This is a genomic window from Kitasatospora sp. NBC_01246, from assembly GCF_036226505.1.
Classification (GTDB): domain Bacteria; phylum Actinomycetota; class Actinomycetes; order Streptomycetales; family Streptomycetaceae; genus Kitasatospora.
In genome coordinates this window covers 1665964-1681292 of record NZ_CP108484.1, presented here as the reverse complement: position 1 = coordinate 1681292, position 15329 = coordinate 1665964, and the positions used below count along the sequence as shown (strand labels likewise).

The window sequence follows — 15329 nt, the reverse complement described above, 5'->3', positions numbered from 1 at the left end:
GTACGTGGACGTGCTCACGGGTCGGGCCCCCACGCCCAGGCCCGAGCCCAAGGCTCAGGGCTCAGGAAGTTCTCCGCGGCGGTGAACCAGTCCGGGGGTCCGGGCCGTTCTCCAGGGTGGCGGTACCGCCACCGGCGCTCGTCCCCCCGTGCGGGCGCCGGTTCACCCGCCCTCCGGCGGGTGTCAACTCCGGCCCGGTGCGGCGTCTCTGACGGTCAATCCGGTGTGGAGAGCGTGAACCGGGAGGCGTGGCCCGTCCGTAGCTACTGCTGAGAGCCGCGCCCCGTGTACGGCGCGCGGCGTGTCCCGGGCCCACCGGCCCAGGTTCAGCGTCCGGCTCCGGCCATGGAACTCCCGGCTCCCGCGCCCCGGCGGGATCCGGGTCCCTGGCGCCCCGGCGGTGCCCTTGTGGGAGGGCTACCGCCGGGGCGCGCCGCGTGGCGGACGCCGGGCCGGCCCGCCCGTCCGCTCCCAGCCCAGGAGAGTCCCGATGCCCAAACACCGGCTCACCCGACGACGACGGATGGCGGCGGCCTCCACCGCCCTCGTCGCCGGCGCCGCGCTCATCCTCATGCAGCACCAGGCTCCCGCCGCCGAGGCCCCGGACCCGGTCGGTCTCAACGCCGTCTCCGAGTACCTCGGTTGGGGCGACGCCCCCGACCCGGTCGCCGTCATGAAGGCCACCGGGCTGCGGCAGTTCGCCCTCTCCTTCGTCCTCTCCGGCGGTGGCTGCGACCCGAAGTGGGACGGCAGCCGCGCCCTCACGGGCGGCGCCGACGAGAAGGTGATCAAGCGGATCCGGGCCGCCGGCGGCGAGATCCTCGCCTCCTTCGGCGGCTGGGACGGTGCCAAGCTCGGCGAACGCTGCGCCACCGCCGCCGAACTGGCCGCCGCCTACCAGAAGGTGGTCGACGCGTACGGCCTCCAGGCCGTGGACATCGACCTGGAGTCGACCGAGCTGAGCACCCCCGCGGTGCGGCAGCGGGTCGTCGACGCGCTGAAGACGCTGAAGGCCAAGAACCCCGGACTGCTCGTCTACGTCAGCTTCCCGGTCGACCCGACCGGCCCGGACGCCGACGGCGCCGACCTGATCAGGACCGCCGCCAAGGCCGCTCTGGTGGTGGACGGTTGGACGGCCATGCCGTTCGACTTCACGAGCCATGACGGCACCATGGCCGCCGCGACCGTCACCGCCGTCAGCGGCCTCCAGCGGGCCGTCGCCGCCGCCTACGGCTGGGACGACGACAAGGCCTGGCGCCACTCCGGCCTCTCCTCCATGAACGGCCGCACCGACCAGCAGGGCGAGCAGCTCACCCCGGCCGACTTCCGCTCCGTCCGCGACTTCGCCGCCACCCACCACCTGGCCCGGTTCGGCTTCTGGGCGGTCAACCGCGACCGCCCGTGCGCGAGCGGCACCTTCACCACCGCGACGTGCAGCGGCGTCCAGCAGACCGCGTACGACTTCACCCGGATCGTGGCCGGCTACCACGTGGACTCGGTGCCCGGTGGGGACGGCCCCTGCCCGAGCCCGTCGGTCGTCACCACGCTGCCCCCGGGCCCCGGCCGGACCACCTGGCCGCTGCCGACCCCGACCGTCGCCCGCCCGGCCGACGCGGTCCCGCCGGCCGACGGCCCGTCGGCCTCGCCGTCCGCCCGCCCGTCCGACGGCACCCCGACGCCCGCCCGTACGGCCTGCGTCCCGCCGAGTCCGGCCCCGGTCACACCGGCGCCGACGGGCGTACCCACGACGCCGGCCTCGACCGCCCCCACCACCCCGGGTGCGACCACCACCACCTCGAAGCCGCCCGTGACCCCGACGGGTACGGCCACCACTGCGTCCGGCCCGGCCACCGCGGCCCCCGAGGGGTCGCCCCCGCCGACCCAGGCCGCCGGCGGTGCTCCCGCGCCCGCCGCGCCGGGCGGCGGCTCGCTCGCCTCCACCGGTGCGGACGGCACCGACGTCCTGCTCACCACCACCGGGGCCCTGCTCTTCCTCGGCGGTGCGCTCGGGCTGGTCTCCACCCGCCGCCGTGACCCGGAGCCGGCTGCCGGCTGATCGTGCGGGCCTGCTCCCACCGACGGCAGGTGACGACGCGCGGCCCCCGGCACCCGGTGGATCGGGGTGCCGAGGGCCGCGTGTCGTCAGGTTCGGCCGGGGCCGCGTCCACCGGGGTGCCGGGGGCGGCCTCCGTCGGGTTCACCAGCCGAGCAGGAAGGCCCCCCGGCCCAGGCCGGCGAGCACCGTCCCGGCCGTCGCCTTGGGCTCCGCCGCGACGTCGACGTCGTGCCGGTCCGGCGGGTCCGACTCCCCGGGGCCGCCGGACGGCCGCAGGACCACGTAGTGCAGGGGCGCCCCGGTCGTCCGGCTCTCCCGACGCAGCACGTCCAGCGCCGGCGGCGCGACCGTGGCCTCCAGCACCACCTGGTAGCCGCCGGTGGCGAAGGCGAAGGCGGCCTGGATCGCGGCCGCCAGGGCCGTCTCGTTCTGCCGGTGCGCCTGCGGCAGGTGCGACGGGACGAACCCCTGCCGGATCGCCCGCCGGAAGTCGTCCGCCCGCAGGAGCACGCTCGGGTGCAGGGAGTTGGCCAGCAGGGGTGCGACCGCGCCGCTCCCGGCCCCGGCCGGGTCGGCGAGGACGACGACGCCGCCGGCGCCCCGACCGCCCCCGAGCTTCGGCCCACCTACGGTCGTACGGTTCACAGCTGCTGATCCCTTCGCGGGCCGGGGGGACGGGGTAACCGGGGGAGGGGTGGCGGCCGGCGCACCGGGCCGACCGGAGACGAACCGGCGGCCGGGCCCTGGCACGGCGGCCCGACCCGGCTACGGACAGCCGGCCGCCTCGTCCCCACGACCGACTGCTGTCGGAGATCAACCTAGTCCACGCCGGTGCTCCGAGTCCTCCCCCCGTCGGTCCTCGGACCGCCGCCCCCACCGCACCTCCACGACTCCTTCCACCGATCGTCCCGGGAATCGCCGGACCGACGCTAACGGTCCCCGGAACGCTTCTGCGTCCGCAGCACGATCGGGTTGGTCAGCGCCGCCATCGGCCCCCACGGGAGGTCCGGCCCCATCGCGTTGCCCCGGCCGGGCGTCCCGTCCGCCCTCGGCCGGCGCACCTCCGCCCGGACGTACGCGGCGAGCGAGGCGGTGGTGCGCCAGACCACCGTGCCGGCGCCGTCGGCGGGCAGCGACTCCTGGTGCAACTGGCCCTCGTCGGTCAGGAGGCGGACGGTGCCGCCCGGCACTCCGGAGACCGCGAGCCGGACGTCCACCGGGGCGTCCGCCGGAACGGTCAGCTGTTCGCCGATGCCCGCCTGGCGGCCCTGCCCGGTGGCGGTGAGGTCGAGCCCGACGCCGGCCGATTCGGCCAGCCAGCTGCGGCCGGCCCGGAGCCCGTCGAGGATCGCCGCCCGGGTGAGGTCCTCGGCCAGGACGACGGTGTGCGGGGAGCCGATGACCTGCGGGGCGCTGTGCGCGTCGCTGTTGCCGACGGCCGGCAGCCAGGGCCGCCCCTCGCGCAGCGCGACCGCGAGCTGTGCGTCCCAGGTGTCCACCGCCGACTCGTCGTCGTACGTCCACGGTCCGTTCCAGACCTCGACCGCGTCCGCGTCCTGGTAGCCGAACTTCCACTGGCAGGCGACGTACGGGCAGTACGGGTGCGCGGGCACCACCAGGCCGCCCTGGCGGCGGACCTGCCGGGCGAAGCGCGGGAACTCCCCGTCGCGCGCCCGGTAGCGCCAGTCGACGAACCGGCCCGGCTCCAGGCCCAGCGCCAGCCAGTGGCCGTTGCGGGTGGTGACCTCCTCGCCGAGCACGATCAACAGGTCCGGCCCGGCCAGCGGCCCCCAGACGCCGTGCGCGGAGGTGGTGTTGTGGTCGGTGGAGACGATGAAGTCCAGCCCGGCCTCCCGGGCACCCGCCGCCACCTCCGCCGGGAGCCGGCGCCCGTCGGAGTGCACGGTGTGCAGGTGGGAGTCGCCCCGGTACCAGGCGCGGCCCCGGCCACGGGCCCGCTCCGGCGGGTAGGACGGGGTGAACTCCGGCCCGGGCGGGCCGAACCGCAGCGTCACCTGGACGCGGTAGTCGAGCCCCTGGGGTGCCACCTGGTAGGGGCCGAGCACGATGTTCCAGCGACCGGGGCGGATCGGACCGGGCAGGTAGCCGGGCGTCGCCCGGTCGCGGGCGACGGTGAACTCGGTGCGGAACCCGCCCGACCAGCCGCGGAAGCCGCGCCCGCCGAGTTCGGTGCCGCCCTCGTCGAAGAGGCCGATGTCGCAGGAGTTGCCGGGGGTCCCGGTGAGGACGGTCGGCCGGTCGTAGCTGTAGGAGACGGCGATCTCCCGGACGCCGTCCGGGACGTCGAACGGCAGGAGGACGAAGTCGGGGGCGCCGGTGGGGAGATGGCCGGACAGGGTGATCGTCCGGTCGGGCAGCGCGTGGGCTGCCCCGGCGGGTGCGGCGGCGGCCAGGCCGAGGGCGGTGACGGCGCCGGTGGCCAGCCCGGTCCGGAGCAGGCCGCGCCGGTCGGGCCCGGGGCGCTCGGTCCGTGCCCCGGCCGGGACCGGGTCGGTCTGCGGTAAGCCGGCCCGGGGCGAGCCGGATCGGGCGGGCTCGGTGGGGGTGTCGGCGTCGCGGTCGGTCATCGGAGCCTCCGGTCTGGGGCGGACACCGGCGGCGGGCGGACACCCGGCCGGCACGCCCGGCCCCCTACCCCCACCGGTGAACCGCCGGTGAGCCGGGCCGGGCCGCAGTCGGTCGGCTCGGTGAAGGTGCCCGGGAGGCCGGCCGGCGGGCACGCCGGTATGCCGGGGCGATCGGCCCGCCGGGGCAACGGGGCCCGCCGGGGCGACCCGCCCGCCGGGTACGGCCCCTTTCCGACGCGCTGTCTGTAAAGGCAGCGGGCCGCCCCGCCTACGATGGAACTGACAGGCAGTCAACCGTAGGAGTTGGTTCCCGTGCCCACGTACCTGGTCGGCTCCCGTGCAAGCGCCCTGGCCCGGACGCAGGTGCGCGACTTCCTGGCCCCGCTGCGCGGCCGGTTCCCGGAGATCGCCTTCACCCAGCGGGTGATCCTCGAAGGCGGCGACCGCGACCGGACGTCGCTGCTGGCGAACGTCTCGGCCGTCAGCGGCGGGTCGGCGTTCAGCACCGAGCAGGAGGCCGCCCTCCTGCGCGGGGACGTGGACGTGGTGGTCCACTCGCTGAAGGACCTGCCGACCGCGAATCCCGAGGGCCTGATGCTGCTGCCCCCGCCGGGCCGGGAGGACGTCCGCGACGCGCTGTGCGGATCGACGCTGGCCGGGCTCCCGCACGGGGCCCGGGTGGGCACGGGCGCGGCCCGTCGCATCGCCCAGCTCCTCGCCGTGCGCCCCGACATCGTCCCGGTGCCGATCCGGGGCAACGTGCCGACCCGGCTGGAGAAGCTGCGGTCCATGAGGCTGGACGCCGTGGTCCTCGCCGTCGCCGGTCTGAACCGGCTCGGCCGGCAGGACGCGATCGGAGAACCGCTGCCCCTCGACCTCTTCCCCCCGAGCCCGGGCCAGGGCGCGCTGGGCATCCAGGTCCGGGTGGACGACCGGGCGGTCCGGGACGTGCTGTCGACCGTCGGGGACCGCGCCGTCGACCGTGAGGTCCGCGCGGAGCGGTCCCTGCTGGCGCAGCTGCACGGCGGGTGCAGCGTGCCGGTGGGCGCCTGCGCCACGACCCGGCCCGACGGGACGCTGCACCTGTTCGCCCAGGTCACCTCGCTCGACGGGCGGCGCCAGGTCACCGGATCGGTCACCGGGCCCGCGAGCGAGCCCGAGCGGCTGGGCGCGGACCTGGCCGGAGACCTGGTGGACCGGGGCGCGCGGACTATCCTCGACGGAATCCGGCCCGCCGTCCCGGCCTGACCGGCGAGCCGTCGGACGCGCGCCCGGTGGACCGGGCATCGTCGTCGGGGCCGCGTCACGGCGGCCCGGGCCGGGACGGCTCACCGACGGTGGGCCGGGACGTCCACGTCGACGGCCAGGAGCCGGCCGGTGCGGGCGCCCGGCGGGGGCGGCCACTCGGCGGCGGTCAGGAAGAGGGTCCGGCCGTCCGGGCCGCCGAGGGCGCAGGAGAAGCAGCCGCGGTCGAGCTCGATCCGCCGGAGCACCTTGCCGCCCTCGCGGACCCGGACGCAGCAGCGGCCGGGGACGTCGGCGAACCAGACCGCGCCCTCGGCGTCCAGGCAGATCCCGTCCGGTGCCGAGCCCGGCACCTCGGCCCAGACCCGGCGGTCGGTCAGGTCGCCGCCGGGCCCGATGGTGAAGGCGGTCAGCCGGGCGGCGTAGGACTCGGCGACGAGGAGCGTCGAGCCGTCGGGGGTGACGGCCATGCCGTTGGGGAACGCCAGGCCGTCGGCCACCCGGCGGACCTCGCCGTCCGGGGCCACCAGGGCGATCAGGCCCGGCGCGGGCGCCTCGCCGCCCATCAGGTCGAACCCGATGCCGTTGACGTAGGCGTTGCCGCGCCCGTCCACGGCCACCTCGTTCCACGGCCGGTCGGAGAGCGGGCGCAGGTCCGCGCAGGGGGCCAGGGCGCCGTCCGCCTCCTGGCGCAGCAGGCGCCCGTCACCGCCGGCGACGACCAGCAGGCGGCCGTCCGGCCCGGGCAGCCAGTCGATGCAGAACGGGAACGAGGGCACGGTGGCGGCGACGGCGGCCCGGCCGTCGGGCCCGACCGCGATCAGCTCCTGGGCGCCCCAGTCGCAGAGCCAGAGCCGGCCGTCGTGCCAGCGGGGCGACTCCCCGAGGGCGAGCCCGGACAGGACGGTTCGGACGGCCTCGGTGGGGTGTGGATCGGCGGGGTGCGGGCCGGTGGGGCGTGGATCACCGGGCCGGGGGTCGGTGGGGTGGGGTTCGGGCACGGGGGCTCCTCGGTCGGCGGGCCCGGCCGGACCGTCGGCCGGGGCTGCTGGGCTGTCCGGAGTAGGACGTCGGACCGGCCGACTTCCTGCTCCTGAGCCGCGTCCGCTCCCGCGTCCGGACCCGCCGCCGGGGGTTCGCACGCGGCCGGGGGAGCGGCGGGCCGACCTGGGCCTGGAGTTGCGGGTGTCAGCCGATCGGTATTCATAGAAACAGACAGACGGTTCATCTGACTTTATGACGGAGTGTGGAGGAATGGGCGCATGGGGCTGAGTCGTCGGACGGTCCTGGTGCTGGCGGCGGGCGGCGCGCTGGCGGGTTGCCGGCCCCTCGCCGGGGCGGTGGCCGGACCGGCGACGCAGCCCACGGCGCAGCCCGTGGCGGCGGCCACCGCCTCCGCCGCGCCGGCCGCACCGGCCATCACCTCGCCCACTGTCTCGCCCAGTGCCTCGTCCCCCGCCGAAGCCCCCGCCGAAGCCCCGGCCCCCGCCGCCGGGCCGCCCGCCGTGCCGGAGCCGCCGCTGCCCGCGCCCGCCGTCGGGCGCGCCGAGGTGGTGGCCCGCTACGGGGACGCCGTGCCCGAGGAGTGGGGCCTGGAGGTGTCCGGGGTGATCACCGGGCTGCCGGACGGGGCACGGACCACCGCGCTCACCTTCGACGCCTGCGGAGGCCCCGGCGGCTCCGGCTACGACGCGGACCTGATCGACCTCCTCCGGGCCAACGGCGTCCCCGCGACGCTCTTCCTCAACGCCCGCTGGATCGACGCCAACCCCGCCGAGTTCGAGGCCCTGGCCGGTGACCCGCTGTTCGAGATCGCCAACCACGGGACGGCGCACCGGCCGCTCTCGGTCGCCGGCCGCTCCGCGTACGGGATCGCGGGCACCCGGGACGTGGGCGAGGCGTACGACGAGATCGCGGGCAACGCGGCGAAGCTGACCGCCCTGCTCGGCCGGCCGCCGCGGTTCTTCCGCTCCGGCACCGCCCACTACGACGACGTCGCCACCCGGATCGTCACCGGGTTGGGCGAACGCGTGGCCGGCTTCACCGTCAACGGCGACGGCGGCGCCACCTTCAGCGCCGCCCAGGTCCGCAGCGAGGTGGCGGCCGCGCCGCCCGGGGCGATCGTGATCGCCCATATGAACCACCCGGGAGGCGGGACGGCGCCGGGCTTCGCGGCGGCCCTGCCGGCGCTGCTGGCGCAGGGGCGCACCTTCGTCCGCCTCTGCGACGCCCTGGCCTGAGCCGCGCCCCGGTCCGGGGCGCGCCCGCGTTCCCAGCCACCGGGGGCGACTCGCCCGGGCGCCCAGTCCCGTGCTGCCGCGGCTGGATCCGGCTTTGTCAAGCGACCGTCCGAACTCTCCCACCCCGTACGGGAAGCCTCACGGGGCGTGGCGGCCACCGCCGGCGGTGCCCGGTGCGGAGCCGGCCGGCGGCCGGGGGCAACCGGGAAAGTGCAGGAACGGGGCCGGAACGCGGGGGGAACGGCGCCGGAACGGGGTGCCCCGGCGGGCCGCCGCGCTCGCTCGGCCACCCTCGCGGCGGGCCGGTGCCGGACGGTCGGCGGCCCGGGCGGATCCCGGAATTCGGCGCCCCGGTGCGGCCGGGGACGGCGAACTGGGCGCATACTTCCAGGGATGACGAAATCACCTGCGCCGAGACGCCACCTGCCCACCAGTCCCTTCCGAAGCGAGGTCCCACCGCCCCTCAAGCAGTTCGAGGCCGGTGACCGCGTGACCCACGACCAGTACGGTCTGGGCCGCATCATCAGCACCGAGACCGCCGGCCAGGGCGCGGTCCTGGTCGACTTCGGCTCGCACCAGGTGCGAGTCGTGCAGCCCTACGACAAGCTGTTCAAACTCTGAGCCGGGCCGGCCGCCGGCAGGTCAGGCGGCCGATCCGGCCCCACCCGTCCGAGTAGTCCCGGAACCGGCCCAGGCCCCGACGGCCCGGGCCGCCACGTACGACCCGCGTGCCCCGGTCAGCCGCGTGCCCCCGGCAGAACGGTGATCGCGGTGGCGAGCAGCCCGTCCCGGACGACCCACCGCCCGTCGAAGCCCCCGAGGCGGTGTCCGTCCACCACCGGGCCCGGAACCAGCAGGACGGCGTGGAAGGTGCCGTCCGGACGCAGCGTGATGTCGGCCTCCGAGAACTCCAGGAAGACGCCGGTCAGCGGGAACCACGCCTTGTAGACGGCCTCCTTGGCACTGAACAGCAGCCGGTCCCAGGGCAGCCCCGGGTGGTCCGCGAGCAGCTTGCCGTTCCGCTCCTGCTCGCCGGGCAGCGCGATGGCGTCGAGCACCCCCTCCGGCAGCGCCTCGGCCGGCTCGGCGTCGATACCGATCGAGACGACCTCGCCCGCCCGGGCGACGGCCGCGCCCCGGAAACCGGCGCAGTGCGTGAGGCTCCCGACCACCCCGTCGGGCCAGCTCGGCGCGCCACGCAGGCCGGGTACCAGCGGCCGGTACGGGACGCCGAGCCGCCCGAGCGCGAGGCGGGCGCAGTACCGGACGGTGGTGAACTCCCGCCGCCGGGTCTCGACGGCCCGGGCGACGACCGCCTCCTCCGCCGGCTCCAGCCGCGCCTGCGGCGGGTCGTCGTAGGCCGTCTCCACCACGACCGCCGCGGGAAGCAGTTCGCCGATCACAGGTCCCCCCTGAATGTGTGGCATGCGTACGACGGTGAGCTTAACCCGGCCGACCCGCCCGGGAGGAGGGCCGCCCGACCACGGTCGAACACCCCCTCCGGGCCCTGGGGGCCGTCTGGTCCCGGGAGCGCCGCCGACGCCGGGCGGTGTCTCCTAGTAACGTTACTGAGTGCCTCGGCTCCTCCTGTGCCTCTGCGGGCCGGGGCTCGCTCAGCGCTTCGGCCGTGTCGGCCTGGCCACCGAGGAAGCGACCAACTGTCACTGTTCCGTAGGGGATTGAGATCCGAACAGGAGAGCAGCACGTGAGCACCGCGCATGCCGGTCCGGGTGACTACAGCCGGGTGCCGAATCCGGAGCAGGCCCTGAAGTACGCGATCCAGCACATCGCGGGTGAGCGCGTCGAGATCGTCGAGGGAGTCATCACCCCTGTGTCACCGTCCTGGGCCCACGAGACCGCCGTCGACCTGATCCGCGAGCAGATCGGGCCCCGGATGCGCGAACTCGGCCTCCGCGCCGGTTCCGGGAACCTCGACCTGCCCGGGACGCAGAACTTCTACGTACCGGACCTCGCGGTCGTACCCGCCGAACTGGCGAAGACGGAGGGCGCGCTCCTGCCGGATCAGACCGTGCTGGTCGTCGAAGTGACGTCGCCGTCGAACGGTGAGACCGACCGGACCGCCAAGCGGCGTCGTTACTCGCAGTTCGGGGCCCCGGTCTACCTCCTGGTCGACCGTCAGGAACGCACCTGCACGCTGTTCTCGCAGCCGGGCCGGCTCGGCTACACCCGGGTGGAAGGGCCCCATCCGTTCGGTACCTCGCTGCACCTGCCCGCGCCGTTGGGGCTGGTACTGGACACGACCGGCTTCTGAGCCCGGCGGGCCCCGTGAAGGCGGGCCGGGGCCGTTCGTCGGACGATCCGTTGGGAAGCGGGTGAACCGGTGGGGCTGCCGGGGCGTCCTGAGTTCCGAAGGATCGTTGCCGAACAAGAGGAGAATGCGATCGTGGAGACCTTCGCAGGGCGCCCCGGGCGTCGCGCGGTGCTGGCCTTCGGTGCCGGGGCGGTACTCGCCGCCGGTGTGTCGGCGGGCGGGTCGGCCCATGCGGCGGGCCTCGCTCCGGCGGGTGGGGACGCGGTGGGCCGGGCCCTGGCCGACCTGGAACGGGAGCACGGCGCCCGGCTCGGGGTGTTCGGGCGCAACACCGTCACGGGCCGGACCGTGACGTACCGCGCCGACGAGCGCTTCCCCATCTGTTCCGCGCACAAGACGATCACCGCCGCGGCCGTCCTGCGGGACCTCGACCGGGGCGGCGAGTACCTCGCCAAGCGGATCCGGTACACCGAGCAGGACGTCAAGAACTCGGGCTACGCCCCGATCACGGGCACGCCCGAGCACCTCGCCAACGGCATGACCGTGGCCGAGCTGTGCGTCGCGGCCATCGACTACAGCGACAACGCCGCCGACAACCTGCTGCTCCGTGAGCTCGGCGGTCCGACGGCGATCACCCGCTTCTGCCGGTCCATCGGCGACCGGGTGACGCGGCTCGACCGGTGGGAGCCCGCGCTGAACTCCGCCGAACCGGAGCGCACGACGGACACCACCACCCCGGCCGCCATCGGCCGGACCAACCAGAAGCTGGTCCTCGGGGACGCGCTGGCGCCGCGGGACCGGCGGCAGTTGACCGACTGGCTGCTCGCCAACACCACCAGCACCGCCCGCTTCCGCGCCGGACTCCCCAAGGACTGGACCCTCGCGGACAAGACCGGCACCGGCGAGTACGGCACCACCAACGACGTCGGCATCGCCTGGACACCGGACCGCACGCCCGTCGTCCTGGCCGTCCTGTCCACCCAGCGCGACGCCGACGCGGCGGCGGACGAGCCGCTGGTCGCCAAGGCGGCCGCTCTCCTGGCGGCAGCCCTGAGCTGACACCCCGTGGGTCCGGGCCCGGGCCCGGACCCACGCCGGGGTGCGGCGCTTGGGGAGCCGTTCACGCGGTATACACACCGTCTCCGCCGGTCCGTTCAGCGTGATCACTTAGAGATGACGGGTCTGATCCCCACAGGCGGCGCCGCGCCGGTCCGTCCGGCACGGCGCCGCCCTCCCCCCGGAAGGACGTACCCGTGGACCGCAGGACCCTGCTCAGCACCGCCGCCGCCGGAGCCGTGACCGCCGTGACCGCCACCGCGGTCACCGCGACCCCGGCCGCCGCGCGGCCCTCCGCCGGTGGCCCCGTCACCACCTTCAACGTCATCAGCGACATCCAGGGCGACCTCGGCGACCTCGGTGTGGCGCTGCGTGACATGAGGTCCACCAACCCCGCCTCCTCCGGTCTCGCCGTCGCCGGTGACATCACCCCACGCGGCTTCGACGCCGAATACGCCGCCGTCCGGGCCGAGTTCGCCAGGACGAGCCACCCGGCGACGGTCGCCTGGGCGATCGGCAACCACGAGTTCTACGTGCCGAAGTGGCGCGACCCGGCCACCCTGGACCAGGCCGCCTGGCCCAACGGCGCCACCGAGGACTCGCTGTTCCGCAGCTTCTACACCTTCGCCGGCCGCAGCACCGTCTTCTCCGAGCACGTCTTCGGCGGCATCCCGGTGCTGACCCTGGGCACCGAGCGCTACATGCACTTCCACGACCCGAAGCTCTGGGACGAAGTGTGGCTCAGCGACACCCAGTTCACCTGGCTCGAACAGCGGCTCACCCACTGGGCGCAGCGCCGCCGGCCGGTCATGGTGATCACTCACCACCCGCTGCCGAACACCGTCTCCGGCAGCCGGAACAACCTCTAGGCTTCTCGGTGGTCAACACCGGCGCCGTGCAGACCGGTTACACCGACAACGGCCAGGGCGGCGAGTCGGCCGTGCCCGGCACCTTCAACCAGGGCCTCCAGGTGGAGGTCCACAACGACCGCGTCGTCCTCAAGGCCCGCGACTTCGCCACCCACACCTGGCTGAAGCAGATCACCGTCCCCCTCGCCACCCCGATGTAGCCCCCGACACGGACCACCGGATGAGTGGGAAGTCGGCCGGTCCGACTTCCCACTCCGGTGTGGAAATCCAGCGGATCGGCCGAACGAGGCGTGACGAGCGTATCGAATGAGTATTCTCACCGACACGTAGCGCACGCGTGGCTCGCCCACCAATCGTCGGCCCACACTCATCTGACATTGACTCCGGGGGGAGAGCTGACGGTCTCCGGCTATCGCGAGACGTCGACCGCGCCGCCGAACTCCACCGTTACGGCCCGCCACCCCGAGAGCCGGTACGTCGCCACGGTGTTCAGCACCGGGGGCGCCCGACCGGCGCTCAGTGTCACCACGCCGTGCCTGGTGCCGCCGTCCGGTGGGGGCGGGTCAGGCGGGGGTCTTCGCGGTGAGGTCGTCCAGGACGATGCGGGGGCGGGTGGACTCGTGTTCGTCGCGGGCCGGGCGGGTGGAGTTGACGACTTCGGCGATGCGCTCGTAGCAGGTGACGGCGAGGGCCCAGGTCTCGACGTCCTGGCCGGTGCCCGCGTAGACGGTGGTGCGCAGGGCGTTGAGGAGGGCGATGACGCTGCGTCCGGAGAGGAGGTTGTCGGCCTCGTCCTCCTGGAAGGCGCCGCGGGGGCGCTGGGCGGCCTCCTGCTGGTCGAAGTGTTCGGCGCCCTCCACCCGCTTGCCGAGGAACTCCCAGGTGTGCGGGTTGCAGGCGATCGCCACGGTGTTGACGGCGGCGGCCTTCAGCAGGGTGGCCACGTGGGCGGGCCAGGCGAGGGTGGCGGGGATGAGGTCGGCGACGCCGCCCGCGTCGACGGGCGGCGCGTCGGCGGCGGGCCGGTCCGGGGCAGGTGCGACCGCCTCGGCGGGGGTGAGCCGGGCGAGCAGGTCGATGAGCTGCTGCGCCTGTTCGGCGGTGATGCCGGGGGACGGGCTGCTGCTCTCCTCGGCGTGGGCGGTCTCGGGCACGGGCGTCTCCTTCACGGGGAGGTAGGTGGGATCCGGCGGGTCGACGGGTTCGGGTCGGGGCTGGGCGGTCTCGGCGGCCCGGAGCTGGAGGCGGTGCAGTTCCTCGCGCGCCTCGGTGAGCCGGCGCTGCAGCCGCCGGGTGTCGCGGTCGGCCTGTTCGGCGGACTGCCGCTCCCTGGTGAGCGCGGTGACGATCTCGTCGCGGTGGTCGCGCAGGCCGTCGACGATGGCGTCGAGCAGTTCGGTGCGCAGGGCGTCACCGGTGCCGCGCAGTTCGGTGAAGCCGTTCTCGACCTCGGTGCGGAGTAGGTCCACTCGGCCGGCGGTGCCCCTCAACTGCCCTCCCCTGTAGGTGCGGCACGCGAGAGTGCCGAGACCAGGGTGGCGGTGCGCGGCGGCGCCGGGGAGGTGATCGCCGGGGGCTGACCCGATCCCGATCGTCACTGTCCGGAATCGGATCGTCACACTGTTCGACTGCGGTGTGTGGCTCGTCCGGTGAATCCGTCCCACCCCGGCACCCGCCGATCCGGTCGGCGGGTGCGATGCTTCCGGAAGCCCGTCGCGTCGAGCCCGCCGTCCAGTCCGAGGAGATGCCCATGCGTGCCGAACCCGTCGCCGACACCCCCTGCCTCACCCTGGGTGAAGGCCCGGTCTGGGATGCGGCCGCCCAGTCGATCCGCTGGATCGGCATCCCGGACCGCGAGGTCCTCACCCTCCACCGTCCGAGCGGCCGGCTCACGGTGCTCGAACTGGACGTCACCCCGGGCACGTTGATGCCGGCCGCGGAGGGCAGCCCGGTCCTCGCGACCGAGCGCGGGTTCGAGTCGCTGGACACCGCGACCGGCCGGACGGAGCTGCTCGCGGCCGTCGAGGCCGACCGGCCGGACCGCCGGATGAACGACGGGAAGCGGGACCCGTACGGCCGGCCGGTCGCGGGCACCATGCAGCGCACCGGGCCGCAGCAGCCGGGGTCGCTGTACCGGCTGGAGTCCGACGGCTCGGTGCGGCCGATCCTGGACGGCCTGGCCATCCCCAACGGCCTGGCCTGGCCCGAGCCGGACCGGCTCTGGCACATCGACACCCCGACCCGGCGGATCGGGTTCTACGAGTACCCCGAGCACGGCCCGGTCGGCCGCCGGATCCGTTCGCTGGACGTCTCCCACCTGCCGGGGATGCCCGACGGCATGACCCTGGACGAGGCCGGGAACCTCTGGGTGGCGTTCTGGGACGGCGGGGCGGTGCACTGCCTCTCGCCGGGGGGCCGGCTGCTCGACACCGTGGAGGTCCCGGCGCCGCGGACGACCAGCTGTGCCTTCGGCGGGCCGGGGCTGGACACGCTGTTCGTCACCACCGCCCGGAGCGGGGAACACCCGCTCTCCGGGCGGCTGTTCGAGCTGGCCGTCCCGGGGGTGCGCGGCCGGGCCTGAGGGCGCGGGGGCGGGAGCGCGGGAGTGTCGGGCGGCCGGTGCCGGGCCGGCCGCCCGGTGCTGAGCGGGTGGCTCAGGACTGCCCGAGCAGGCGGGCGAAGTCCATCCCGAGGCTGCCGAGGACGGGCAGCGCGCCGAGGTCGGTGATGCCGCCGACCGGGATGACGTAGCCCTGGTTCACCTCCCGGGGCACGGCCGCCGCCGGGGTCGCGGTGGCACCGGTCAGGACGGCCGCGCCCAGCAGGGCGGCGCCGAGGGCGGCGCGGCGGAGCGGAACGCGGAACGCGGGGCGGAGCGGGGTGCGGGACGGCGTGCGGGACGGGATGCGCAAGGGGGCCTCCGGAGAGTGGGACGCGTGAACTGACAACGCGTCGTCCGCTCTGCGGTCACGTATCGTCCCGCCTTCGGCCGCTTTCGTAAAG

The 15329-nt window shown here is 75.2% G+C and carries 15 protein-coding genes; 9 read left to right on the top strand and 6 right to left on the bottom strand.

What is annotated here, in order from left to right; all coding sequences use genetic code 11:
• The first annotated feature begins 490 nt into the window (after window positions 1–490).
• Window positions 491–2056, top strand: a complete 1566-nt coding sequence (locus tag OG618_RS07245) for a chitinase (protein ID WP_329486418.1) — start codon at window positions 491–493, stop codon at window positions 2054–2056.
• 141 nt (window positions 2057–2197) lie between these two features.
• On the opposite strand, the gene OG618_RS07240 is transcribed toward OG618_RS07245, so the two are convergent.
• The gene (locus OG618_RS07240; RefSeq protein WP_329486417.1) at window positions 2198–2701 is read right to left on the bottom strand and encodes a hypothetical protein; all 504 of its coding nucleotides are present in this window, start codon (window positions 2699–2701) and stop codon (window positions 2198–2200) included.
• A 284-nt stretch (window positions 2702–2985) separates the two neighbouring features.
• Window positions 2986–4644, bottom strand: a complete 1659-nt coding sequence (locus tag OG618_RS07235; protein WP_329486416.1) for a CehA/McbA family metallohydrolase — start codon at window positions 4642–4644, stop codon at window positions 2986–2988.
• A gap of 312 nt (window positions 4645–4956) precedes the next feature.
• On the opposite strand from OG618_RS07235, the gene hemC reads away from it, so the two are divergent.
• Window positions 4957–5892 (top strand): hydroxymethylbilane synthase, encoded by a 936-nt coding sequence (hemC, locus tag OG618_RS07230; protein ID WP_329486414.1) that lies wholly within the window; start codon window positions 4957–4959, stop codon window positions 5890–5892.
• A gap of 80 nt (window positions 5893–5972) precedes the next feature.
• Here hemC and OG618_RS07225 read toward each other — a convergent pair whose 3' ends face one another.
• Entirely contained in the window at window positions 5973–6890 is a 918-nt protein-coding gene (locus OG618_RS07225; protein WP_329486412.1) for an SMP-30/gluconolactonase/LRE family protein, read from the bottom strand.
• A 261-nt stretch (window positions 6891–7151) separates the two neighbouring features.
• Between OG618_RS07225 and OG618_RS07220 the strand changes: the two genes are divergently transcribed.
• Window positions 7152–8129: a polysaccharide deacetylase family protein gene (locus OG618_RS07220; protein ID WP_329486411.1), complete on the top strand. Its 978-nt coding sequence runs from the start codon at window positions 7152–7154 to the stop codon at window positions 8127–8129.
• 393 nt (window positions 8130–8522) lie between these two features.
• Window positions 8523–8750 carry a hypothetical protein gene (locus OG618_RS07215; protein ID WP_329486410.1) on the top strand — a complete coding sequence of 76 codons (228 nt, stop codon included), beginning with the start codon at window positions 8523–8525 and terminating at the stop codon, window positions 8748–8750.
• A 116-nt stretch (window positions 8751–8866) separates the two neighbouring features.
• On the opposite strand, the gene OG618_RS07210 is transcribed toward OG618_RS07215, so the two are convergent.
• Window positions 8867–9532 carry a 4'-phosphopantetheinyl transferase family protein gene (locus OG618_RS07210; RefSeq protein ID WP_329492031.1) on the bottom strand — a complete coding sequence of 222 codons (666 nt, stop codon included), beginning with the start codon at window positions 9530–9532 and terminating at the stop codon, window positions 8867–8869.
• 302 nt (window positions 9533–9834) lie between these two features.
• Between OG618_RS07210 and OG618_RS07205 the strand changes: the two genes are divergently transcribed.
• The 4 genes from OG618_RS07205 to OG618_RS07190 all read left to right on the top strand — a co-directional run bounded on the left by OG618_RS07205 (window position 9835) and on the right by OG618_RS07190 (window position 12526).
• A complete protein-coding gene (locus OG618_RS07205) occupies window positions 9835–10401 on the top strand; it encodes a Uma2 family endonuclease (RefSeq protein ID WP_329486409.1) in 567 nt (188 codons plus the stop codon).
• Window positions 10402–10533: 132 nt separating this feature from the next.
• The gene (bla, locus tag OG618_RS07200) at window positions 10534–11460 is read left to right on the top strand and encodes a class A beta-lactamase (RefSeq protein ID WP_329486407.1); all 927 of its coding nucleotides are present in this window, start codon (window positions 10534–10536) and stop codon (window positions 11458–11460) included.
• A gap of 194 nt (window positions 11461–11654) precedes the next feature.
• Entirely contained in the window at window positions 11655–12326 is a 672-nt protein-coding gene (locus tag OG618_RS07195; protein WP_329486406.1) for a metallophosphoesterase family protein, read from the top strand.
• 8 nt (window positions 12327–12334) lie between these two features.
• Window positions 12335–12526: a DUF4073 domain-containing protein gene (locus OG618_RS07190; RefSeq protein ID WP_329486404.1), complete on the top strand. Its 192-nt coding sequence runs from the start codon at window positions 12335–12337 to the stop codon at window positions 12524–12526.
• Between the two features lie 363 nt (window positions 12527–12889).
• Here OG618_RS07190 and OG618_RS07185 read toward each other — a convergent pair whose 3' ends face one another.
• Entirely contained in the window at window positions 12890–13795 is a 906-nt protein-coding gene (locus OG618_RS07185; protein ID WP_329486403.1) for a hypothetical protein, read from the bottom strand.
• A 281-nt stretch (window positions 13796–14076) separates the two neighbouring features.
• Between OG618_RS07185 and OG618_RS07180 the strand changes: the two genes are divergently transcribed.
• A complete protein-coding gene (locus OG618_RS07180; RefSeq protein ID WP_329486402.1) occupies window positions 14077–14907 on the top strand; it encodes an SMP-30/gluconolactonase/LRE family protein in 831 nt (276 codons plus the stop codon).
• Window positions 14908–14980: 73 nt separating this feature from the next.
• Here the strand turns inward: OG618_RS07180 and OG618_RS07175 are convergent, their stop codons facing one another.
• A complete protein-coding gene (locus OG618_RS07175) occupies window positions 14981–15238 on the bottom strand; it encodes a hypothetical protein (protein ID WP_329486400.1) in 258 nt (85 codons plus the stop codon).
• Window positions 15239–15329 lie beyond the last annotated feature (91 nt).